The organism is Paracoccus sp. PAR01 (assembly GCF_014851995.1).
GTDB lineage: Bacteria > Pseudomonadota > Alphaproteobacteria > Rhodobacterales > Rhodobacteraceae > Paracoccus > Paracoccus litorisediminis.
This window is the reverse complement of record NZ_JACVAW010000012.1, coordinates 69,553-92,865: the sequence shown is the minus strand read 5'-3', so window position 1 is coordinate 92,865 and position 23,313 is coordinate 69,553. Positions and strand designations below refer to the sequence as shown.

Annotated in this window: 20 protein-coding genes; 5 read left to right on the top strand and 15 right to left on the bottom strand. The window is 65.7% G+C overall.

Annotated features, from left to right (window positions below):
• From IB235_RS17125 to IB235_RS17105, 5 genes are all read right to left on the bottom strand, one after another.
• Positions 1 to 855 carry an ABC transporter permease gene (locus tag IB235_RS17125; RefSeq protein ID WP_192337716.1) on the bottom strand — a complete coding sequence of 285 codons (855 nt, stop codon included), beginning with the start codon at positions 853 to 855 and terminating at the stop codon, positions 1 to 3.
• A complete protein-coding gene (locus IB235_RS17120; RefSeq protein WP_225612423.1) occupies positions 852 to 1,802 on the bottom strand; it encodes an ABC transporter permease in 951 nt (316 codons plus the stop codon). Before IB235_RS17120 ends, IB235_RS17125 begins: the two co-directional genes overlap by 4 nt.
• A 6-nt stretch (positions 1,803 to 1,808) precedes the next feature.
• Entirely contained in the window at positions 1,809 to 3,320 is a 1,512-nt protein-coding gene (locus IB235_RS17115) for an ABC transporter substrate-binding protein (RefSeq protein WP_192337715.1), read from the bottom strand.
• 48 nt (positions 3,321 to 3,368) lie between these two features.
• Positions 3,369 to 4,850, bottom strand: coding sequence for a M81 family metallopeptidase (locus tag IB235_RS17110; RefSeq protein ID WP_192337714.1), 1,482 nt, complete (start codon positions 4,848 to 4,850; stop codon positions 3,369 to 3,371).
• A 322-nt stretch (positions 4,851 to 5,172) separates the two neighbouring features.
• Positions 5,173 to 6,255, bottom strand: coding sequence for a D-TA family PLP-dependent enzyme (locus tag IB235_RS17105; protein WP_192337713.1), 1,083 nt, complete (start codon positions 6,253 to 6,255; stop codon positions 5,173 to 5,175).
• Positions 6,256 to 6,390: 135 nt separating this feature from the next.
• Here IB235_RS17105 and IB235_RS17100 point away from each other — a divergent pair, with 135 nt between their 5' ends.
• From IB235_RS17100 to IB235_RS17080, 5 genes are all read left to right on the top strand, one after another.
• Positions 6,391 to 7,254, top strand: coding sequence for a MurR/RpiR family transcriptional regulator (locus tag IB235_RS17100; RefSeq protein ID WP_192337712.1), 864 nt, complete (start codon positions 6,391 to 6,393; stop codon positions 7,252 to 7,254).
• 167 nt (positions 7,255 to 7,421) lie between these two features.
• On the top strand, positions 7,422 to 8,222 hold the full coding sequence (locus tag IB235_RS17095; protein WP_225612422.1) for a MetQ/NlpA family ABC transporter substrate-binding protein: 801 nt from the start codon (positions 7,422 to 7,424) through the stop codon (positions 8,220 to 8,222).
• A gap of 30 nt (positions 8,223 to 8,252) precedes the next feature.
• Entirely contained in the window at positions 8,253 to 9,050 is a 798-nt protein-coding gene (locus tag IB235_RS17090; RefSeq protein ID WP_192337710.1) for a MetQ/NlpA family ABC transporter substrate-binding protein, read from the top strand.
• The gene (locus IB235_RS17085) at positions 9,050 to 10,159 is read left to right on the top strand and encodes a methionine ABC transporter ATP-binding protein (RefSeq protein WP_192337709.1); all 1,110 of its coding nucleotides are present in this window, start codon (positions 9,050 to 9,052) and stop codon (positions 10,157 to 10,159) included. The genes IB235_RS17090 and IB235_RS17085 overlap by 1 nt, the downstream gene beginning before the upstream one ends.
• On the top strand, positions 10,152 to 10,793 hold the full coding sequence (locus tag IB235_RS17080) for a methionine ABC transporter permease (protein ID WP_225612420.1): 642 nt from the start codon (positions 10,152 to 10,154) through the stop codon (positions 10,791 to 10,793). The genes IB235_RS17085 and IB235_RS17080 overlap by 8 nt, the downstream gene beginning before the upstream one ends.
• 72 nt (positions 10,794 to 10,865) lie before the next feature.
• On the opposite strand, the gene IB235_RS17075 is transcribed toward IB235_RS17080, so the two are convergent.
• The 10 genes from IB235_RS17075 to IB235_RS17030 form a co-directional block, all read right to left on the bottom strand.
• Positions 10,866 to 12,254: an LLM class flavin-dependent oxidoreductase gene (locus tag IB235_RS17075; RefSeq protein WP_192337708.1), complete on the bottom strand. Its 1,389-nt coding sequence runs from the start codon at positions 12,252 to 12,254 to the stop codon at positions 10,866 to 10,868.
• A gap of 14 nt (positions 12,255 to 12,268) precedes the next feature.
• On the bottom strand, positions 12,269 to 13,474 hold the full coding sequence (locus IB235_RS17070) for an SfnB family sulfur acquisition oxidoreductase (RefSeq protein WP_192337707.1): 1,206 nt from the start codon (positions 13,472 to 13,474) through the stop codon (positions 12,269 to 12,271).
• Position 13,475: 1 nt separating this feature from the next.
• Positions 13,476 to 14,705 carry an SfnB family sulfur acquisition oxidoreductase gene (locus IB235_RS17065; RefSeq protein ID WP_192337706.1) on the bottom strand — a complete coding sequence of 410 codons (1,230 nt, stop codon included), beginning with the start codon at positions 14,703 to 14,705 and terminating at the stop codon, positions 13,476 to 13,478.
• A gap of 15 nt (positions 14,706 to 14,720) precedes the next feature.
• The gene (locus IB235_RS17060; RefSeq protein WP_225612419.1) at positions 14,721 to 15,551 is read right to left on the bottom strand and encodes an ABC transporter permease subunit; all 831 of its coding nucleotides are present in this window, start codon (positions 15,549 to 15,551) and stop codon (positions 14,721 to 14,723) included.
• The gene (locus tag IB235_RS17055) at positions 15,551 to 16,372 is read right to left on the bottom strand and encodes a taurine ABC transporter ATP-binding protein (protein ID WP_192337705.1); all 822 of its coding nucleotides are present in this window, start codon (positions 16,370 to 16,372) and stop codon (positions 15,551 to 15,553) included. The genes IB235_RS17060 and IB235_RS17055 overlap by 1 nt, the downstream gene beginning before the upstream one ends.
• Complete coding sequence (gene tauA, locus IB235_RS17050) at positions 16,369 to 17,346, bottom strand: taurine ABC transporter substrate-binding protein (protein ID WP_192337704.1); 978 nt, start codon at positions 17,344 to 17,346, stop codon at positions 16,369 to 16,371. Before tauA ends, IB235_RS17055 begins: the two co-directional genes overlap by 4 nt.
• A gap of 161 nt (positions 17,347 to 17,507) precedes the next feature.
• Positions 17,508 to 18,875, bottom strand: coding sequence for a chromate efflux transporter (chrA, locus tag IB235_RS17045; RefSeq protein WP_192337703.1), 1,368 nt, complete (start codon positions 18,873 to 18,875; stop codon positions 17,508 to 17,510).
• Positions 18,872 to 19,708, bottom strand: coding sequence for a sulfurtransferase/chromate resistance protein (locus tag IB235_RS17040; RefSeq protein ID WP_192337702.1), 837 nt, complete (start codon positions 19,706 to 19,708; stop codon positions 18,872 to 18,874). The genes chrA and IB235_RS17040 overlap by 4 nt, the downstream gene beginning before the upstream one ends.
• Positions 19,709 to 19,825: 117 nt before the next feature.
• Complete coding sequence (locus tag IB235_RS17035; protein ID WP_192337701.1) at positions 19,826 to 21,034, bottom strand: winged helix-turn-helix domain-containing protein; 1,209 nt, start codon at positions 21,032 to 21,034, stop codon at positions 19,826 to 19,828.
• Between the two features lie 67 nt (positions 21,035 to 21,101).
• Positions 21,102 to 23,309 carry a heavy metal translocating P-type ATPase gene (locus tag IB235_RS17030; RefSeq protein WP_192337700.1) on the bottom strand — a complete coding sequence of 736 codons (2,208 nt, stop codon included), beginning with the start codon at positions 23,307 to 23,309 and terminating at the stop codon, positions 21,102 to 21,104.
• Positions 23,310 to 23,313 lie beyond the last annotated feature (4 nt).

Here is a 23,313-nt window from a genome sequence, read left to right as displayed (position 1 = left end):
TCAACGCTCCTTGGTCAGGCGCGGATCGACCAGATCACGCAGCCCGTCGCCCAACAGTTGCAGCGACAGCACCGAGGCCACGATGGCAAGACCGGGAAACACCATCAGCCAGGGTGCGCTGTTCATGTATTCCCGTCCCGAGGCCAGCATCGTTCCCCAGGTCGGCATGTCGGTCGAAACGCCGACGCCTAGGAAGGAGAGGCTGGCCTCGGCCAGCATCGCCGAAGCAAAGACGAAGGTGGCCTGCACCAGAATGGGCGAGGCGAGGTTCAGCAGCAGGTGCCGCGCCAGCACCTGCCATGTCGGCAGGCCCAACGTGATCGCGGCCTCGATATAGGGCATCTCGCGCAGGACCAGCGTCGAGCCGCGCACGATGCGCGCCAGACGCGGCGCATAGGTGATGCCAAGCGCGATGATCACCGTGGTCAGCGACGGACCCAGCGCCGCGACCAGCGCAATCGCCAGCAGGATGTCCGGAAATGACATCATCGCATCCAGCAGCCGTGAGATCGGCGCGTCGAGCGATTTGAAGAAGCCCGCAGCGACGCCAAGGATCACCCCCAGCACCGTCGACAGTGCGACCACGCCAAGGCTGACCATCAGCGACACTCGCCCGGCAAAGATCGCGCGGGACAGGATGTCGCGGCCGAATTCATCGGTCCCGAATGGGTGTAGCAGCGACGGCGATTGCAGCTTGTTCGCGATGGACAGCTTGTTCGGGGCATAGGGCGCGACCAGCGGCGCCAGCAGCGCGGCCATGACGACCAGCACCAGAATGGCGGCCCCCATCAGCACGGCAGGATTGCGCAGAAGCTGGCGCGAACCGGCAAGGAAGGAAGCGGCGGCGGCAGTCATAGCCGCACCCGCGGATCAACAAGGATGTATAGCATATCGACGACGAAGTTGATCAGCACATAGATGGCGGCGACCACCAGCAGCGTGCCCTGAATGACGGGATAGTCGCGGCGCAACACGGCCGAGACGACGAGGTTGCCGATGCCGGGCAGGCCGAACACGGTTTCGGTGACCACCGCACCTGCAACCAGCATGGCGACCGACAGGCCGATGACGGTGATGATCGGGACCAGCGCGTTGCGCAGCGCATGTTTCAGCACCACGCGCCTTTCGGTCGCGCCCTTGGCCCGTGCGGTGCGCACATAATCGTCACCCAGCACATCCAGCATCGCGGCGCGGGTAAAGCGGGTGATCAGCGCCGAGTTCACCACGCCAAGCGCCACCGCCGGCAGGACCAGATGTTGCAGCCGCTCAAGAAAGCCGCTGTCCGGCCCGCCATAGCCCGAGGCCGGAAACAGCCCCATGCTGACCGCAAAGACCTGGATCAGCATCAGCCCCAGCCAGAAGCTGGGCACGCTGGAGGCGATCATGGTCAGCGTCACGACGATCTGATCAAAGACCGTCCCGCGCTTCACCGCCGACAGTACCCCCACCGGCAGGGCGATGGCGCAGGCGATCAGGATGGAAAACAGCGTCAGGAAGAAAGTCGGCTCGGCGCGGGCCAACAGCGCCTGACCGACCGATTGGCCCAGAAAGATCGACTGGCCCAGATCGCCGCGCAGCAGGCCCAGCATGAACTGGCCGTATTGCACGATCAGCGGCGCATCCAGCCCCATCCGGCTGCGCAGATCGGCGATGTCCTGCGGCGTGGCGTCCGATCCCAGCATCACGGCGGCAGGATCGCCCGGCGTCACCCGGACGATGACGAAAACCACGGTGGCGACGATGACCAGCACAAGTGCCATGCCCGCCAGTCGCCCCAGCATGGCGCGAACGATCCTGTTCATTCCGCCTTACTCCTTCGGGGTCACGTTCCAGAAATGCGGCCAATAGGTCGGCACGTAATCCGGAATGCCCTTGGCGATGCCGCTGAGCCCGTTGAAATTGCCGACCTTGAACAGCGGCGCGTCCTCATAGATGACGCTCTGGACGCCTTCCCATGCCTTTGCCTTCTCGTCGTCGCTGGTCGAGGCCAGATAGGTCGAGACCGCCTGCGCCTTCTGATCCGAGACATACCAGCCCGGATAGCTGTCGGTGATCGTGTTGATGGTGCTGGGATCGCCGGGGAAGTTCGAATGGGTGATGAAGATGTCCCATTGCGCCGGATCGGCGCGGCGGGTGGTCAGCGTCGCCCAGTCCACCACCTGCAGGTCGACCTTGAAGCCCGCGGCCTCAAGATAGGCCTTGGCGACTTCGCCGATCTTGTAGTGGAATTCGTATTGGCGGCTGGTCAGGATGCGCAGCGGCGTGCCGTCATAACCCGCCTGCTCCAGCAGTTTCGCCGCGCCTTCGGGGTCGCCCTCGCCATAGCGGGTGACGCCGGACGCGGTATGCCACAGGAAGCCTTCGGGGAAGATCGAGCCATCGACGCTGAAGAAGCGATCATCCGAGAACGCCGCCAGCATCATGTCCGACGGGTTCAGCGCCAGTTGCACCGCCTGCCGCAGCTCCTTGCTGGTCAGCAGGCCCTGCTTCATGTTCATGTTCATCGACGTCCAGCCTTGGTTCTGGAAGATCACCGGGGCGGCCTTGTCGCTGGCCTCGACGCGGTCATAGGCGCTGACCGGCAGCGAGTCGGCAAAGTCGAACTGCCCCGAGATCAGCCCCTCGACCCGCGTGTTCGCATCGGGCACGGGGACGAAGCGGATTTCCTTGGCGATGGCCTGACGCTTGCCGGCATAGTTGCTGGGCTCGCCCTCGGGCGAGACATAGCCGTCAAAGCGGACAAGCTGGGTATACTGGTCGGGGCGGCGCTCTTTCAGGGCATAGGGGCCGGTGCCGACGAATTCGGTCAGCTCATCCGCGATCTTTTCCGAAGGCAGGATGATCGAGGCCTGCGACAGCGTGGCCAGCAGCGGTGCATAGCGCGACTTCAGCTTGATGACGACCGCATCCGGGCCGTCGGCGCTCAGGCTGTCCACGACCTCGGCGACCTGCTTGCCCTTGGAGTTCACCTTCATCCAGCGGGTCAGCGAGGCCACGACATCGGCGGAATCGAAGGCCGAGCCATCATGGAAGGTCACGCCCTGCCGCAGCGGGATGCGGTAAGTCAGCCCGTCCGCCGACAGTTCCGGCATGCCTGCGGCCAGCAGCGGCACCGATTTCCATTGCGCGTCATAGGTATAGAGCGTCTCGAAGATATGCTGGTCGATGGTCAGCACGATATCGGTCGGCGTCTGCATCGCGTCCAGCGTCGGCGGCTCTCCGATGGTGGCGACGGTCAGGATGCCGTCTGCGGCCTGCGCCATGCTGGCCTGCGCCGCCAGCGCGGCAAGGCAACCGGCAAGGAAAGTGGTCTTGGTCATGTTCTTCCTCCTGTTGATGCGGCCCTTTTCGGGTCCTGCGGGATCGGGTCAGGGATCAAGTCCCAGCGGATCGGCGACGCGCGGCCACAGCCCAAGGCTGGCCTTGCGATAGGGCGTCTCGGCCGGGTTGGTGGGGTATGAGGTCGGCGCCGCGACATAGACGATCTCGGAGCTGATCGGGGCGAAACCGGCGTAGAAATGGTTTGTCGATTTCACCAGCAGATAGTCCTTGGCGGCGAAGTCGATGCCCAGATTGGTAAAGATATCAGGCTCATAGGTCTGGGTGCGGCTGCTGATCAGGATGATGTCGGTTTCTGTCCCGACAGGCCTGATCACGGCGGCGCGGCCCAGCGTGACGCGGCTGTTGCGAAAGCTTTGCCATCCTTCGTCCACAGTGCGCATGACGGTCACCCGCAGGTCCAGGGGCTCGCCCCCCAGGCCCGAGGATTTGCCGCCGATACGCAGGTCAAGCTCGGCCCCGGTCCCGGCGGCATGGCAGAACCAGACCGCGATCGGGTCCCAGACCGTCGCCACTGCCAGCCGGTCCATGCCGCGATCCAGCATCCGGCGCAGGATATGGGTAGCATCGCCCGCGACGCCGCCACCGGGATTGTCCCAGACATCGGCAATGACCACTGGCAGCGCCGTTTGCGCGGCGCGCAGCAGGGTGGCGCGGCCCAGCCCGGATTCTGTGTCGAACATCGGCATCGCGGTCTGGCGGCGCATGGCATAAAGCTCATGCCCCAGCTGACGGGCCAGGGCGTCGCCCGCCGCCTTGTCGCCATCGGTGACGACGACGATGCGGGTGCCCATCTCGGGGACATCGCCCGCCATGAAGCCGTGGATCACCGAGACGGACAGCACGCCGCCCTGTCCCTGCAATGCCTTGATCCGGTCGACAAATGACCGCATCGGCTCGCGGCTGGTCGGATAGATGGTGATCATCCGGCAATCAAAGGTCGATATCACCGGGCGAACCTGACCGCGCAGCGCCTGCAAGGACAGGTCCACGACATGTTCGCCGCGTTCCTCGAAATCCGTATGCGGAAATTCAAGGAAGGTCGCCATCAGGTCCAGATTGCGCACCCTTTTCGCGGTCAGGTGGCTGTGGGGATCGAATTCGGCCGAGATCAGCACCTCGGGCCCGACCAAGGCGCGGACGCGCTCCAGCAGGTCGCCTTCGGGATCGTCATAGCCCTGCGCCACCATCGCGCCATGCAGGCCAAGGATGACGCCATCGACCGGCAGGGCGGCGGCCAGCTCGGACAGGATCTGGTCGCGCAGCGTCTCATAGGTCTGGCGCTGGATCAGGCCGGCCGGTTCCGCCCAGCACGACGTGCCCTCGATCACGGTGAAGCCCTCGGCGCGGCCCCGGCGGCGCAGGATCGGCACGACCGAGGAGCACAGCGTCGGCGTCTCGGGATGCGCGCCCGGAGGGGCGTAGAACGCCTCATGAAAGGCCTGCATATCCGTCGGGACAGGCGAGAAGGTGTTGGTTTCCGTGGCGAGGGACGCCGTGAAAATCTTCATCGACCGGCCCCCATGATGCAGGAGGCCGAAGGGGCAAGTCGAAGCATGTGAGTCGCTATGTGGAAATTAATTTTCACGATTAATCGCGAATCTGGGGTGTCAGTCAAGAAAATTGCCACGGGACTATGGCTGTCGTGAAATGAAATTTCACGTCTTGTGAAAATCAGTGGACGTGATTTTCACGCAATACGGCTGAAAATCGGGCATTTTCTGCGGTTGCCGCACGCTGTTCTCCACCATCACGAAAATCCGTCATGAAAAAGGCGGGGCGGATTTCATCCGTCCCGCCGAAATTTTTTCACCGCCTGTAATGCGCTGCCGCCTACCAGACCGTGCCGCGCGCCGCCACGTCCAGCACGCGGGTCACTTTCCCGTCGCGGTGAAAGACCACACGGTCGAAAAGGTTGGTCACGACGCAGGTATGGTTCGGCACGATTCGCACCTGTTCGCCCACTTGCGGGAAATCGGCATCACCGAATTCGACGACGCCATGCTCCTCGGACAGCGAGGTGATGCGGGCGTCCTCATGCCCCTCGATCCGACCGTAATCGGCAAAGCCCAGCAGGTCCGAGGTCAGCGCCTTGGACCCCGAATCCAGCACCGCGCGTCCCGGCGCGGGGCGCGAGACGACGGTGGCCAGCACATGCATGGCCAGATCATCCGGCCCGCAATGCCCGGCGCGCAGCATGGCGCGGTCATTGTAGATATAGGTCCCCGAGCGATGCTCGGTGGCCGAGGGCACCTCATGCGCCTTGAACAGATCCGGCGATCCGCCATTCGAGCGCACCGGACAGGGAATGCCTTGCTGCGCCAGCAGGTCCATGGTCGCGGACAGAAAGGACTCGACCACGGCGGCACCGCCGACAGCGGGATAGGTCAGCAGACCCATGAATTGCAGCCCCGGCGCGGCGGCGATGCGCGCGGCCAGCGCGGCGGCGGCCTGAGGCGTCTGCACGCCGCAGCGTTTGCCGCCAGTGTCGCATTCGACCAGAACCTGCAGCGGACGTGCGGCGTCGAATGTTGCGGCCAGTCCGTCGATGGTGGCCTCGTTATCCGTCGTGACCCGCAGTCCCGAGATGCGGTCGTTCAACGCCCGCAGCCGCAGCAACCGGGCGGGGCCAAGGATATTGTAGGTGATCAGGATGTCCTCGATCCCGGCATCGGCAAAGACCTCGGCCTCGGTGATCTTCTGGCAGTTGATCCCGACCGCGCCCGCCGCCAATTGCTGCAAGGCCAGCGCCGGGATCTTGTGCGTTTTGACATGCGGGCGGAAATCCTTACCGCAATCGGTGAAATACGCCTGCGCGCTTGCGATGTTCCGCTCCATCCGGGCTTCGTCGATCACCGGCATCGGGGTCGGGATCTGGGACAGGGGCGTGCCGGGTTCTGGCCAGGGAAAGCTCATCTTGTCGGTCCTGAGATGAATGGGTCTGTTCATGATTTTCATATTCATCTGCATCTGACCACCTGATTCTTGCAAATCCAGTTGACCAAGGCATCACTGGGAAATTAATTTTCACGAAACAATAGGAGGGCCGCGATGGACCTGTACCATGTCCTGACCGATGATGAGGGCAGGTTGTCCGCGATGGACCGCAAGCTGGCGCAGCTTGTCCTGCAGGATGTGGATTTCGTCACTAGCTCGTCGATCAGCGAATTGGCCGAGCGGGCGGGGGTGTCGCCACCCAGCGTCACCCGCTTCTGTCGTCATGTCGGGTGCAGCGGGTTTTCGGATTTCAAGGTGCAACTGGCCCGCATGACCTATGTCGGCCTGCGCTATCTGCGCCCGGAAGTGCCGACCTCGGCCCCCGAGGAAGTGGCCGAGGACATTGTGACCAAGGCGCAGAACGCCTTGTTCCAATTGCACAAGCAGCTTGATCCGGCGCGCCTGAACGAGGCCGCGCATCTGCTGCGTGGCGCCGGGTTCATTCTGGCCTTCGGGTCGGGAGGGAATTCCTCGATGATCTCGAACGAATTGCAAAACCGGCTGTTCCGGCTGGGCTGCAACATCCACAGCTCGAACGACCGGGCGATGGACCTGATGCTGTCCGCCGCCGCGACCGAGGGCACGGTGGCGATCGTGTCCTCTATGACCGGGCGCGACATGGATCTGGTGCGCTGTCTTGAACTAATGCGGGCGCGCGGCGTGCCGACGATCGCCTTGACGCAAAGCGAGTCGCCGGTGGCGGCTGCGGCGGGGTTGACCATTCCGATCGATCTGGCCGAGGGGCGCAATATCTTTCGTCCCACCTCGACGCGCTACGCCTATCTGGCGGTGGTCGACATACTGGCCAATCTGGTCGCCTATGCCGACCGTCCCCGCGCCATGGCCGTCCTGCGGCGGATCAAGGAAGAACTGGTCCGCAGCCGCGATGGCGACGACCGGCAATTGCTGGGCGACTGAACCGGCCGCCTGGCCGGGATGAAACAGGCTGCGCGACTGGGATCGCGCGCCCGAGAATTTTCGCCTCTTTTCGCGAATGTCTTTGGAATGGCTCCGCCGCGGCATCGCGGCATAATAACGACAACATAAGTCGTGTATTATGCGCCCATCCGGGCAGGAGAATGGACATGGACAAAAGGGCCAACTGGCTGGCGGCGCTGTTGCTGGCATTGGCGACGCCCGCACTGGGCGCGGTCAAGATCGGGGTCACGCCCGGCGCGCTGGCGGATTCTATTCAGGTCGCGGCACTGGAGGCGCGCGAGGCCGGACTTCAGGTCGAGGTGGTCGAATTCAGCGACTGGACCACGCCGAACCTTGCGCTGGAAAACGGCGATCTGGACCTGAACTACTTCCAGCATCAGGCCTTTCTGGACAATGCCATCCGCGAGACCGGCTATGACCTGAAACCTGTGGCCTTGGGCATCCTGCCCAATATCGGGCTTTACTCGGAAAAATTCCAAAGCCTCGAACAGATTCCCGATGGCGCGCGCGTGGCGGTGGCCAGCGATCCGGTCAATCAGGGCCGGGGTCTGTCGCTGCTGGCGACGGCGGGCCTGATCGCGCTCAAGCCCGACACCGGCTGGAAGGCCACGCTGGACGACGTGACCGACAACCCCAAGCACCTGCAATTCGTTGAAATCGAAGGGCCGCAACTGGTCCGCGCGATTTCCGATGTCGATCTGGCGCAGGGCTACCCGAACCATTTCGTCAATGCCGGACGCGGCGATTTCGCCAGCAAGGCGCTGCTTTACTCCGGCACCGCCGACCGCCATTTCGCCATCCGCTTCGTCACCCGCGACGACAATGCCGCCAATCCCGAGATCGCAGAATTCATCAAGCTTTACCAGACCTCGCCCAAGGTTCGCGCGCAGATCGACGCCTCGAACGCGCATAACCCGAAACTTTATTCGCTGCCCTGGCTGGACTGAGCCGGGCCGACCCAATCCAAGGAGACGACCATGAAACTTGCCATGCTGACGCTGGCCGCGACGCTGTCGCTGACCGGGCTTGCCGCCGCCGATCCGCTGAAAATCGGCGTGGTGCCCGGCGCTTACGGCGATGCCGTCGAGGTCGCCGCGACCGAGGCCAAAGACAAAGGCCTTGAGGTCGAGGTGGTTGAGTTCAGCGACTGGACCACGCCCAACGTGGCTCTGGCCGCAGGCGATATCGACCTGAACTTCTTCCAGCACCGCCCCTTCCTTGAGAATGCCGAAAAGGAACGCGGCTATGATTTCGATGTGGTCGGACAGGGGATTCTGGCCAATCTGGGGCTTTATTCGCTCAAGCACAAAAGCCTTGATGAAATCCCCGAGGGCGGCAGCGTCGCCATCGCCAATGACCCGGTGAACCAGGGCCGGGGCCTGCTGCTGCTGGAAAAGGCCGGGCTGGTCAAGCTGCGCGAGGGCGTGGGTTTCCTTGGCACGCTGGATGACATCACCGAGAACCCCAAGAAGCTGACCTTCACCGAGGTCGAGGGCCCGCAACTGGTCCGCATCACCGGCGACGTGGATCTGGCGCAGGGCTATCCGCATTTCATCGTCGCCTCGGGGGCCTTCGATCCGACCTCGGGACTGGTCTATTCCGGCATCGAGGACAAGCAATTCGCGGTCAGCTTCGTCGCGCGCACGGAAAACAAGGATGATCCGCGCATCAAGCAGTTCATCGACCTGTTCCATGCATCGCAGGCGGTCAAGGATCAGGTCCACAAATCCTTCGCCGACAGCGACAAGCTGTATATTCTCGCGTGGCAAAGCTGATGGCAGGGGCATCCGCGATCCTGCCTCGCGGCGCGGTGGGGGCAATCCCCGCCGCGGCCGAGGCCGTCCGCAAGGCCGGAACCGTGCGGCTGGAGGGGTTGGGCAAGACCTACCGCTCTGCCGCCGGAGAGGTTCAGGCCCTGCAAGGCATCGATCTGGACATTCGCGCGGGCGAAATTTTCGGCATCATCGGCCGTTCCGGCGCGGGCAAGTCCAGCCTGCTGCGCGTGATCAACCGGCTGGAGCAGCCGACATCGGGCCGGGTGCTGGTCGATGGTCAGGACATTGCCGGCATCAATGAGGCCGGGCTGGTCGCCCTGCGTCGCCGCGTCGGGATGATCTTTCAGCATTTCAACCTGCTTTCCGCCAAGACTGTGCGCGAGAATGTGGCGCTGCCTTTGCGCGTCGCCGGCGTTTCGACGGCGGAAATCGCGCAAAGGGTCGATCAGGCGCTGGAATTGGTCGGGCTGACCGGCAAGGGCGGGACCTATCCCTCGCGTCTGTCCGGTGGCCAGAAGCAGCGCGTGGGTATCGCCCGCGCCTTGGTCAGCCGCCCCGAGATCCTGCTATGCGATGAGGCGACCTCGGCGCTTGACCCGGAAACCACCGGTGCGATCCTGCGGCTGCTCAAGGACATCAACCGCCGTCTTGGCCTGACCGTGGTCCTGATCACCCATGAAATGAGCGTCATCCGCGAGATCTGCGACCGCGTCGTCGTGCTGGAACGCGGCGAGCTGGCCGAACAGGGCCCGGTCTGGCAGGTCTTTGGCGCGCCCCGCCATGCCGCCACCCGCGCGCTGCTGCAGCCTCTGCAGCATAGCCTGCCCGAGGATCTGGCCGACCGCTTGCGCGACAATCCCCGCGATCCGCAGGACCAGATGCTGGTCGAGCTGGGCTTTGCGGGTAAGGCCGTGCCGGATCTGGCGCGGCTGGCCGCGATTGTCGGGCCGGGACCGTTGCGGTTGGTCCTGTCGCAGATCGACCGCATTCAGGGCCACGCCATCGGCCAGCTGGTGCTGGCACTGGCCCCTTCCGCCCCGCTTGAGCAACTGGTCGGGCTTGCCGACAGTACAAGGATCATCGGATATGTTGACAGCGCAGATGGTTGACCGCCTGCAGCAGGCGTTCTGGGACACGGCTCTGATGGTCGGGGTCTCGGCCGGGATCGCAGTGGCGCTGGGGATCCCGCTGGCGGTGTTTCTGGTCACCTCGGGCCCGGGCGGTTTCTTTCCCGCGCCACGTCTGAACCGGTTGGTGGGCATGGTGGTCAACGGCTTTCGCGCCGTGCCCTTCATAGTGCTGCTGGTGGCGCTGATCCCCTTTACGCGACTGGTCGCCGGCACGACCATCGGGGTCTGGGCGGCAATCGTGCCGCTGGCGGTCTCGGCCACGCCCTTTTTCGCCCGCATCGCTGAAGTATCGCTGCGCGAGGTCGATCCGGGACTGGTCGAGGCCGCCCAATCCATCGGTTGCCGCCGTTGGGACATCGTCCGCCATGTGCTGCTGCCCGAGGCGCTTCCCGGCATCATCGGCGGTTTCACCATCACCGTCGTCTCGATGATCGGGGCCTCGGCCATGGCCGGGGCGGTGGGCGCGGGTGGTCTGGGCGATGTCGCGATCCGCTACGGCTACCAGCGTTTTGACACCACGGTGATGCTGGTGGTGATCGCGATCCTGATCCTGCTGGTCTCGGTCGTACAGTTTTCCGGCGATTATGCCGTGCGCAGGCTGAAGGCGCGCTAAGCGGTTGGACGGACCGCAAAAGCCCCGGCGGGTCGATCCCGCCGGGGCTTTTCGCTTGCCTCATCGCTGCCTTTATTCGGCTGCGGCCAGCGCCCCGCCGGGGCGGAACTCATGCGCGGCATGGCGTGCGGGCAGGCGGTCGCCCTGGCCAAAGATCTTGTGGCGCAGCGTGCCCGGTGCGTATTCGGTCTTGAAGCTGCCGCGCGACTGCAGTTCCGGGACGACCAGATCGGCGAAATCCTCATAGGTTTCGGGTGTCGCCAGCCGGGTCAGGTTGAAGCCGTCGATCTCGCCCTCGCGCATCCAGTCCTCCAGCTCATCCGCGACCTCGGCGGGCGTGCCCACCGCCAGCGGATAGCGTCCGCCAAGCGCCAGCTGGTCCAGCAGGTTGCGTTTGGTCCAGCCCCGGCTTTCCGCCAGCTGCGTTGCCGACTGGATCGAGTTGGTCGGGCCATAGGGGATGCGCTCATCCAGCCCGTAGCGCGAGAAATCGATACCGGTCGAGGCGGCGAAATGCACCAGCCCGGCCTCGGGGCTGGAATGCGCCTTGTATTCGGCCAGTTTTTCGCGCGCGGCAGCCGCGCTGCGGTCGGTCACGACATTGATGCCGATGATGACACGCACGTCGCCGGGATCGCGGCCTGCCGCCGCCACCGCCTCGCGGATGCTGCGCGCGGCCTTGCGTGCCAGCTCTTTTTCCGGGGCCGAGATAAAGACGCATTCCGCATGGCGGGCCGCGAACAGCTTGCCCCGCCCCGAGGTTCCCGCCTGAAACAGGACCGGCACCCGCTGCGGCGACGGCTCGGACAAATGCCAGCCCTCGACATTGTAGAAGCGCCCGCGGTGGGTCACCTTTCGCACCTTGGCCGGATCGGCATAGATGCGCGCCGCCCGGTCGCGGATCACCGCATCCTCATCCCAGGACCCTTCCAGCAGCTTGTAAAGCACGTCCAGATATTCGTCCGCCTGATCATAACGCAGATCATGGCTGGCCTGTCCGTCCTGTCCCACCGCGCGGGCGGCGCTGTCCAGATAGCCGGTGACGATGTTCCAGCCGATCCGTCCGTCGGTCAGGTGATCCAGCGTCGAAAGCCTACGCGCGAAGGTATAAGGGGCCTCCTGATTGACGTTCACGGTGACGCCAAAGCCCAGATGCTTGGTCACCGCCGCCATGGCCGAGACCAGCAGCACCGGATCGTTTACCGGCAATTGCACCGACTCGCGCAGGGTGACATCGACCCCGCCGCCATAGATGTCATAGGTGCCAAGGATGTCCGCCAGAAACAGCCCGTCGAACAGCCCGCGCTCCAGCGTTTTTGCCAGGTCGGTCCAATAGTCCAGCCTTGTGTAATCCTGCGAGCGGTCGCGCGGATGCGTCCATTGCCCGTGGTTGATATGGCCGACGCAATTCATGTTGAAGGCGTTGACGATGATCTGCTTGCCCAGTTTCTGATGTGCCATCAGATCGCTCCTTGTCAGATTGCGCCATGCCGGGGCGGGTTGATGCCGTTCAGGCTGTGATTGCCGATGGCGTGGTATTTCCAGCGCACCGGATCATGCAGCGTATGGGTGCGGACATTGCGCCAATGCCGGTCCAGATTGTCGGCAGCCAGAGTGGCCGAGGTCCCGGTCAGCTCGAACAGTTTCGAGGCCGCCAGCAGTCCCGCCGTCGTCGTCAGCGCCCGCGCCGCCGCCACCGCCAATGATGCCTGCGCCACGGTGAATTCGGTGGTGTCGGCAATGGCCTCATCGACCGCACGCCCGGCGCGGTTTACCAGCGCCTCGGCGGCGCGCAACCGGACCGAGACCTCGCCCACCCCCGCGATCAGCAGCGGATCGTCGGCGGCGCGCTCGACGCCTGCATCGATCCAGGGCCGGGTGCGCTCGCGGATGAAGGGCAGCGTGGCCGCAAAGGCCCCCTTGCCGATGCCCAGATCGATCGCCGCATGCAGGATCTGCGCCAAGGGACCGATCGGTGTCGGGTTCTCGAAGCTGGACTGGAAGGGGATCACCCATTCCGGCCGCACCTCAACCCGGTCGAAGCTGACCGATCCCGAACCCGTCACCCGCTGGCCGAATCCGTCCCAATCGTCGGTAATGGCGACGCCCTCGGCCCCGCGCGGGATGAAGACGATCTGCTGGCGGTCCTCGTCATCGACCACGAGGGTCGGGATCCAATGCGCAAAGATTGCCCCGGTGCAGTAGAATTTCTGGCCGGTGACGAACAGCCGCTCACCATCCTGCGACAGCCGGGTGCGGCGCTTGAAATCCCGCGCGCCGATCTCGGCCAGAGCATTGCCGAAGCGGTAGCCCGACAGCGCCAGCGCATAGAATTGCGCCTGCTGTTCGGGGGTGCCGCCGCTGCGCAGCACCTCCAGCGCATAGAAATGGTTCTGCGGGATCTGCGACAGCGATCCATCCGCCGCGCCGATGATTGCGATCACCTGCGCCAGCGTCACCACCGAGACGCCCGCCCCGCCATGTTCGCGCGGCACGGTGATCCCCCACAACCCCGAGGCGGAAAAGCGTTCCAGTTGCTCCCATGGCAGGATGCGATCGCGGTCGCGGTCGGCCGCACTAAGGGCGAATTCGGCGGCCAGCGCATGTGCGGTCTCGATCGCTTCGGCATCGCTGGCGATCACGTGGACGGTGGCGGGCGGGGGGGCGATACGGATCGTCATGTCAGTTCCATTGATGGCGCGCGGGCAGGGCACCGTTCAGGTGCCAATTGCCCAGCAGGTGATATTTCCAGCGCAGCGGGTCATGCAGCGTGTGGACGCGGGCATTGCGCCAGACGCGGCCAAGGTTCGGCGCGGCGCGGGTGGCGGCTGACCCAGCCAGCTCGAACAGCTTCTCGGCGGCATTCAGCGCGATTTCGGTGGTCAGGATCTTGGCCTCGGCCACCGCGACCGAGGCGCGGGCGCTGGATTCTAGCGTCACTTCGCCTGCCGCGATGTCGTTCAGTAGCCGGGCCGCGTCATGAAGCACGGCGCGGGCGGCCCAAAGGTCGATCTGAAGCCTGCCGATATCGGCGATGATGTAGGGGTCGTCCTGCGCACGGGCGACGCCGGAATCGACCCAAGGCCGGGCCTTGTCGCGGACAAAGGCAATCGCCTGATCCAGCGCGCCAATGGCGATGCCGCTGTCGATCGCGGCCTGCACCAGTTGCGAGACCGGGCCCGCCAGCCCCGGCACCTGCGCGCGCTGCCAGACCGGGATGATCTGATCCTCGGGCACCGCGACATTGTCAAAGACCACCGTCCCCGAGGCCGTGGTGCGCTGGCCAAAGCTGGACCAGTCGTCGATCACCGTGACCCCCGGCGCGTCATGGGGCACCCAGACCTGCACCGGGCGTCCCTGATCGTCATTGGCACGGGTCGGAATCCAATGCGCAAAGATCGCTCCGGTCGAATAGAAGCGCCGCCCGTTCAGACGCAGGCCGTCCGGGCCGCGGGTCAGGCCGGTCGTGTTATGGGTGATGACTTTCGGACCCTTTTCCGGCCCGGCATTGCCGATCCGCGCGCCCGACAGGATGTCCGCAAACCAGCGCGCCTTCTGGTTCGGGCTGCCCGCTTCGGACAGCAGCTGGACGACGCCGAAATGGTTTTGCGGGATCTGGCCCACGGAACTGTCGGCGGCACAAAGGATCTCGAACACCTCGGCCAGCGTCAGATAGTCAAGGCCCGGCCCGCCATAGGCGCGCGGCACGGTGATCGCGCCAAGGCCCGAGGCGCTGAAATCGGCGATCTCGTCATGGGGCAGGATGCGGTCACGGTCGCGCTCGGCGGCCTTGGGCGCCCAGTCGGCGGCAAGGCGGCGGGCGGCGTCCAGCGCGGCCTCGCGCGTGTCGATCCGGGCGGGGGCGACGGGGCGTCCGGTCGCGGGATGGTTCAGGGGGTCATGGATGGTCATGGGAAATCCTTCGCGTCAGCTTTTTCCGATCCAGGGCAGGAAGCGCCGCTCGATCAGTCGCAGCCCCAGTTCTGAAATCGTGGCCAGTCCCGCGATCACCAGAATGCCGGCGATCACCATGTCGGTGACCAGGAATTGCGCGGCGAACTGGATCATGTAGCCAAGGCCTCGGGTCGCCGCGACCAGCTCGGCCGCGACAAGGGTGGTCCAGCCCGCACCAAGCGCGATGCGCATGCCGGTCAGGATCGAGGGCAGGGCTGCGGGTAGCATCACCTCGGCCACGACCTGCCAGCGGCTGGCGCCAAAGGCACGGGCGGCGCGGATCTGGTTCTCGCCCGCCGCGCGGATGCCCGACACGGTTGAGATCACGATGGGCGCCAGCATGGCGATGCCGATGACAAGGATCTTGGAGGGCTCGCCGATGCCGCACCAGATGATGATCAGCGGCAGATAGGCCAGGGGCGGCAGCGGGCGGATGAACTCGATCAGCGGGTCAAGAATGCCGCGTCCGGCGCGGGATGTGGCGATCAGCACCCCGGCCGGGATGCCGATGGCCATGGTCCCGATCAGTGCCGCGAACACCCGCCACAGGCTTGCCCCCATATGCTGCCACAGGGTCGCGTTGGCGTAACCCTCGGTCGCGGCGCGCAGCAGCGCCTGACCGACCCGCAATGGCGAGGGCAGGAACACCGGCGAGACCCAGCCCCGGCCCGAGGCAAGCCCCCAGACCAGCAGCACCAGCGTCACGGTTCCCAAGGCATAGGCCAGCCCAAGCGGCAGGCGGCGCGGGCTTTTGTCGGCGCGAGGCGGCATCTGGACCGGGCTTTCAATGGCGCTGTCGCTCATCATGCGGCCTCGCGTTCGTAGATGGCATCGACCAGCCGTTCGCGGGCAGCGATGAAGCCCGGCTCGGATTTCAGCGCGCGCGGGTCGTTGCCCGACAGGAAACGGCGGCCCCAATCGGCGCTTTCCTCATGCACGATCCGGCCGGGACCAGGGGCAAGGACCACGATGCGGGTCGACAGGAACAACGCTTCCTCGATGCTATGGGTGATCAGCATCGCGCCGGCATGGCTGTCCTGCCACAGCCGCAGGATCAGGCCATGCATCAACTCTCGGGTCATGGCGTCCAATGCGCCAAGCGGTTCGTCCATCAGCAGAAATTCCGGCTGGGCGGCAAGGGCGCGGGCAATGCCGACGCGCTGGCGCTGGCCGCCGGACAATTGCCAGATGCGCTTGGCCCCTTCGCCAGCCAGCCCGACCGCCTCAAGCAGCCGGGCGGCGCGGGCATGCCGTTCCGAGGCGGGGACGCCCGCAAGCTTCAGCGGCAGGGCGACGTTGTCGGCCACGCTCCGCCACGGGTAAAGCGCGTCATCCTGAAACACCACGGCGCGCTCGGGGCCGGGGCCGGTGACCCTGCGCCCGTCGATCAGCACCTGACCCGAATCCGGCGTCAGGAAGCCGGCGGCCAGATTCAGCACCGTCGTCTTGCCCGAACCCGAACGGCCGACGACGCTGACGAACTCGCCGCGCTCGATCCGCAGCGACAGGTTTTGCAGCACCGCGATCCCCGCCCCGTAATTCAGCGAGACATCCCGCAGCGACAGAACGGACCGGGCGGATTGCGCCCGGTCCAAGGTCACTGCCTGCGAAGCGAGGCCGGTCATTTCCCGGCCGCGATCGCGAAGCTTGCGTTCACATAGGGCGCATAATCGTCCAGCGCCTTGGCCGAGCCCTGTTCCTCAAGGAAAGCGGCGGTGGCCTTGATCGCCTGCGCCGTCGCGCCGCCAAGGAACTGCTCGCTGCCCTGATCCTTCAGCCCGGCAAAGGCATAGCCCTTGAGCAGCGCCGGCACATCGGCGGCGGGCGCGCCGGTCAGCTTGGCGATTTCCTGCGCCTCGGCGCTGTCGGGCCCCCATGCCGCGGGATTGGCCAGATAGGCATCGGTGGCCTCGCCCGTGGTCTTGACGAAGGCGGTGACGATATCGGGGTGCTTCTCGGCATAGTCCTTGCGCACGATCCATGCGTCAAAGGTCGGCCCGCCCCAATCGGCCACCTGCTTGCTGTCGGCCAGCACCGTGCCGCCCGAGGTCTTGATCTGGTTCAGCACCGGGTCCCAGACATAGGCGCCGTCGATATCGCCGCGTTCCCATGCCGCACCGATTTCCTGCGGGCGCAGGTTCAGCAGCTTCACGTCGCCGGGCGCGACGCCCCAATGTTTCAGCGCGGTCAACAGCGAATAATGCGCGGTCGAGACGAAGGGCGTCGCGATGGTCTTGCCCTTGATCTGCTCGGGCGAGGTCACGCCCTTGACGGCCAGCGCCTCGGCCTCGGCGATATTGCCGACGACATAGACCGTCTGGATCGGCAATTGCTGCGACGCGGCGGCGGTCAGCGGCGACGATCCGACATAGCCGATGTCGATGGCCCCCGAGGCGATGGCCGCGATCACATCCGCGCCGCCGCCGAACAGTTTCCATTCGATTTCCGCGCCGGTGGCGGATTCGTATTTGCCGCCCGCCTGCGCGACGCGGGCGGGCTCAACGATCTGCTGCCAGCCAATGCGCAGTTGTTCGGCCAGGGCGGGAAGCGCCGTCGCCGAGAAAAGGGCAGATGCCAGCACTAGAAGACGGGGTGTCATGATGTTCTCGGTCCTGATTGATCGGCGATGCCGAATTCACGACCAAATTTACCGTGATTAGACCGGAACTCCATTCCAAAGAACCGGTCAGTAGGGAAAGGAACCTACTGACCCGATGGGGCTTGGCAGAAGAACGCTGTCGCGTCCGTCAGCGCTGGCGATCAGGCCCAGCCCGCCAGATGCAGCGCCATGCCGGACAGCGCCGCGCTGAGCAGCACCTTGACCATGCCGATATTCAGCCGGAACACCGCCAGCAGCGCCAGCGCCGACAGGCCTGCGGCCAGCCAGTCGATCGACCCCAGCACCGGCAGTTCCAGCGACAGCGGTCCCAGCTGGTGCCGCGCGACTTCGCGCCAGATGACATGGATGGCAAACCAGATGGCAAGGTTCAGGATCACCCCCACCACCGCCGCCGTCACCGCCGACAGCGCCGCCGACAGCGCCTTGTTGGCGCGCAACCCCTCCATGAAGGGGGCGCCAAGGAAAATCCATGCAAAGCAGGGGGCGAATGTCACCCATGTTGCCAGCAATCCGCCGACCGTTCCCGCCAGCATCGGCATGGCCCAGCCTGCCTCGCGATATGCGCCCATGAAGCCCACGAATTGCAGGACCATGATCAATGGGCCGGGGGTGGTCTCGGCCATGCCCAGCCCGTCCAGCATCTCGCCCGGTTGCAGCCAGCCATAGGTGCCGACGGCTTCCTGCGCGACCCATGCCAGCACCGCATAGGCCCCGCCAAAGGTCAACACGGCGAGTTTCGAGAAATAGGTGGCGATGTCGGTAAAGACATGACCGGGCGCAAGCAGGACCAGCGCCCCGACCGGCAATAGCCACAGGATCAGCGCAAAGGCCCCGGCGCGCAGGGCCGCCGCGCGCGCCGCCCCGGACAGCGGGCCAAGCTCGCGGCCCAGCAGGGTCTGGGCGTCGTCGACATGGGCCGCGCCCAGCTTGCCATGGCCGCCCGTGTCTTGGAACGCGGCCAGCCCGGCCTTGGCACCCAGCCACCCGATCGCCGCCGCCAGCGCCACGATCAGCGGGAAGGGCATGGCAAAGGCAAAGATCGCCACGAACGACCCGGCCGCGATGGCGCGCATCGCGTTGTTCTTCAACGCGCGCCGGCCGAGCCGGACCACCGCCTGCAGCACGATGGCCAGCACCGCCGCCTTCAGCCCAAAGAACAGCGCCGAGACAAAACCCACATCGCCAAAGGCGGCATAGATCCAGCTCAGCCCCATGATCGCCAGAATGCCGGGCAGGATGAACAGCCCACCCGCCACCAGCGCGCCGCGGACGCCATGCATCAGCCAGCCGATATAGGTGGCCAGTTGCTGCGCCTCGGGGCCGGGCAGCAGCATGCAGAAATTCAGCGCATGCAGAAAGCGGCTGTCGCCCAGCCATTTGCGCTCTTCGACCAGAATCCGGTGCATGACCGCGATCTGTCCGGCAGGGCCGCCAAAGGACAAGGCGGCGATGCGCGCCCAGACCTTGGTCGCCTCGGCCAGTGTCGGGAAATCGGTTCGCTGGGTCATGCCCCGGCCTTTCCGTGGCTTTGCCAGTCATGGACCTCGGCGGTGGCATCGCGGGACCAGCGGTAGAAGGCGTCATACAGGCTCATTCCGGCCTCAAGCTGTTCCAGATCGTCGGAATAGGTCCGCGACAGCCCCAATGAGGCGGCCAGCAGCCCGGCGCATTCGGGGGCCAGATCGGGCCGCGCCGTATCCGCGCCGCGTACGATGGTGGCCAGCCGGTCCAGCGCAGGCAGGTTCAGCCCGAATTCGCGGATCATCGTGTCAAAGCTGCATTGATCGCCGCGATGGCTCCAGAAGACGCCCTCGATGTCATAGGGCGCGGCCCCCATCGCCTCGGCCACGCTGGCGACCTCGCTGGGCGCGACATACAGAAACACGGCGCGTGGATCGATGAAACGGCGGATCAGCCATGGGCAGGCGATGCGGTCGATCTTGGGACGTGAGCGGGTGACCCACAGGCTGCGGTCCTGGGCGTCCTTACGGGTCAGCTTGGACGCGTCAAAGACCGGATGTCCGCCAGCCAGCCACGCGGCCTGTCCGCCCTCAAGATATTCGGCCCGCAGCCCCTCATGGCGCAGCCATGCGGCCACGCCCTGACTGCGGCCATGCCCTTCGGCACAGGCGACGACGACGGGTTGCCCGGGCAGTTCGACCGCCAGCCGGGCAAGCGCCGCGGGGGTCAGGGCATCCTCGGGCAGGGGGCGGGCGGTGGTGATCAGGCGGGGGTCCTGTGATCGCAACGCCTCTCGCCGCACATCCAGAATGATCGGAGCCTTGGGTGTGCCGATCAGCTTGGCCAGCTTGTCGCAGGTAATCGCATCAGGCGCAGGCATCTGCGTTCCCTCCTTTGGTTCATCAGGAACAGGGTTGGAACGCGAACTTCGGCTGTCGCCTCGTGGGGAGGTCGCGGGTCCCCATGGGGCGGAATCTTTCCCCTGCCGCGCCTTCTGTCAAGCCTGCTGCGACATGCGCAGCCAATCCGGCAGGTAGCGCAGTTCCGAGACATTCACGAAGGGCGCAAGGCGTTCGAATTCGGCCGCCAGACCGGCAAGGCGGGCGCGGCCCATGCGGATGCCCGGCTCGGGCCAGAAGGCGCGGATGACCAGCGCGTCATCCTCGCGCTTGGCATCGACGCGCCCGATCAGACGATCGCCCTGCAGGACCGGAAAGACGTAATAGCCGTAGCGCCGCTTGGGTGCCGGGACGAAGATCTCGATCCGGTAGTGAAAGCCGAACAAGCGCTCGGCCCGCGCGCGGTCGCGCAGCGCCGGATCAAAGGGCGACAGCAGACGGATGCGGGACGAAGGCTCGGGCAGGGTGGCCGCGCTGTCCATCAGATCGGGGGTCGCATAGCTGCGGCGCGGCGTACCATCGGCCATTTCGACCGCAATTTCGCTGATCCGGCCAGCGGCCAGCGCCTGAAGGCACCACAGTTTTGCCTCATCACGGGTGGCGATGCCGAAAAACGCCGCCAGCTCGCCGCTGGTCGCAAAGCCCAGCCGCTGCAGGGCCGAGGTCATGGCCCAATCGACAATCTCGGCATCGGGCAGATGGGCGGTCAGGTGTTCGGTCGGGATCACGCGCTCGGTCAGGTCATAGACCTTACGGAAGCCCTCGCGGTGGCGGATCGCCAGCCGCCCCGAGCGCCATAGGAATTCCAGCGCGGTCTTGGAGGGATGCCAATCCCACCAGCCACCCGAGCGACGCGGCTCATCCCCGCCCAGATCGCTGGTGCTGGCCGGGCCGTTATCCTGAATATGGCGCAGCACATTGTCGAATTCGGTGTTCCAGCCTTCGCCGCGCCAATTCAGCCAGCGGCTCTGCATATGGGCTTCGTCCCGCTGGAATTTCAGCCTCCACATCGGATAGAAGCCCATTGGGATCACGGCGGCGTCATGGGTCCAATGTTCGAATGCGCTGCGGTCGCGGGCGATCAGCCGGTCCAGCGCCTGCGGGCGATAGCGCCCGCGCCGCGACCACAGGATCAGGTCATGGGCGCGGGCCAGCGTATTGACGCTGTCGACCTGAACGAAGCCAAGCTCTGATAGCACATCCGCCAGATCCTGCCCCTTGCCCGGCCCTGAACCGGGTCGAAGCAGCAGGTGCCGATCCAGAAACAACCGGCGGGCGTCGCGGTTCGTCAGCAGGGCATCGGGCATCGGCGGACCTGTTTGCGGGTGGCGGAACCCGGACTGTTCCATATCGGCAGGCGACAGGGAATGCCGTTCAGCCCTGTTTCGACGGATCGTAGCCCAGCATCCGCAGCGCGTTCAGCGTCACCAGCACCGTTGCCCCGGTATCGGCCAGGATCGCGATCCACAGGCCCGTGATCCCCAGAACCGAGGTCACAAGGAACATCGCCTTCAACCCCAGCGCCAGCGCGATGTTCTGGCGGATATTGCCCATGGTGGCGCGCGCCAGCCGGATCAGCGCCGGGACATCGCCAACCCGGTCGCGCAGGATCGCGGCATCTGCCGTTTCCAGCGCCACATCCGTCCCCGAGCCCATGGCCACGCCGATGCTGGCCTGCTTCAGCGCGGGGGCGTCGTTGATGCCGTCGCCGATCATCATCACGCCGCCCGTGCCGCTCATCTGGCGGATGGTGGTCAGCTTGTCCTCGGGCAGCATCCCGGCGCGGAACTCCATGCCAAGGCCGCCCGCGATGGCGGCGGCGGTGCGGGGGTTATCGCCGGTCAGCATGGTCGCGCCGACGCCCATGGCGTTCAGTTGCCGCATCGCGTCCGAGGCATCTGGCCGTGGCTCATCGCGCATGGCGATCAGGCCCAGCGGTTGCCCTGCGCGGAAGACGGCGACCACGGTCTTTCCCTGTTCCTCAAGCGCGGTTGCGCGGTCGGTGACGTCCGAGGCGATGCCCTGCATTGCCAAGGCATGGGACGGGGACATAACCCAAGCCATGGCGCCGCCCACCATGGCTTCGACCCCCTTGCCGGGGATCGCCTTGGCCTGACGCGCCGGCAGCGGGGCAATGCCCGCGTCCTTGGCCCGGCCCAGTACGGCCAGCGCCAGTGGGTGGCTGGACCCGGTCTCGACCCCGGCTGCCACGGCCAGCAGCTCGGTTTCCGAAACGCCCGGTGCGGGGATCAGGTCGGTGACGACCGGGCGGCCATGGGTCAGCGTGCCGGTCTTGTCAAAGGCGACTTGCGTGACCTTGGCCGCGGCCTCGATCACCGCGCCGCCCTTCATCAGCAAGCCGCGTTTCGCCCCCGAGGACAGCGCCGAGGCGATTGATGCGGGGACCGAAATCACCAGCGCGCAGGGGCAGCCGATCAGCAGCAGCGCAAGGCCGCGATAGATCCATGTCTGCCAATCCGCCCCCATCAGCAGGGGTGGGATCAGGATCACCAGCGCCGCCATGCCGACAATCGCGGGCATGTACCAGCGGCTGAACCGGTCGATGAAGCGTTCGGTGGGCGCGCGGGCTTCTTCAGCATCCTCGACCAGCCGGATGATGCGGCTGATGGTGTTGTCGGATGCCTCCTTGGTCACGCGGATGCGCAAGGCGGCCTCGGTATTGATCGACCCGGCAAAGACCGCCTCGCTTGGCCCCTTGGAGCGGGGCAGGCTTTCGCCAGTGACCGGGCTTTCGTCGATTCCCGAGATCCCCTCGACGATCTCGCCATCGGCAGGGATGCGGTCGCCGGGCCGGACCAGCACGGTCTGACCGATGCGCAGGCGGTCGGCGGGAACCTCTCGGGTCTGGCCGTCCACCTCAAGCTGCGCGGTTTTCGGGACCAGATCGGCCAGCGCCCGGATGCCGTCGCGGGCCTTGTTGGCGGCAACGCCCTCCAGCGCCTCGCCGACGGCGAACAGGAACACGACCAGCGCGGCTTCTTCGGCTGCGCCGATGAACAGCGCGCCGAATGCGGCGATGGTCATCAGCCCCTCGATGGTGAAGGGCTGGCCAAGGCGCAGCGCGGCAAAGGCCCGCCGGGCCACCGGGGCCACACCGATCAGGCAAGCGGCGACAAAGGCCCAGTAGCCAAGACTGGCCGAGGTCAGCAGCTCGAACCCCCATGCCAGCGCCAGCAGCGCGCCGGTCAGGATGACCAGACGGCCCTTGGCGGTGCGATGCCACGGTTTGCCCTGATCGGCAGGGTCGTCGTGGCTATGGACGGGCTCGGCGGAGTCATGCGCGTGCCCCGAACAGCAGGTGTCGTGACCGGCGGAAGCGGCAGGCTGCGCGTCCTGGCGCGGTGCGATGCCGTAGCCCAGCTTGCGCACCAATGCCTCGATCGCGTCGGGCTGGGTCGTTCCCGGCGCCAGATCCAGCGACAGCCGTTCGGTCATCAGCGCGACCCTGACCTCGGACACGCCGGGCAACGTCCCGACCGCCTGCGTGACCTTGGTGGTGCAGGAGGCGCAGTCCATCCCCGTCACCGTCCATTCGCGCCGAATGCTTGCTTGCTTACTCATCGCC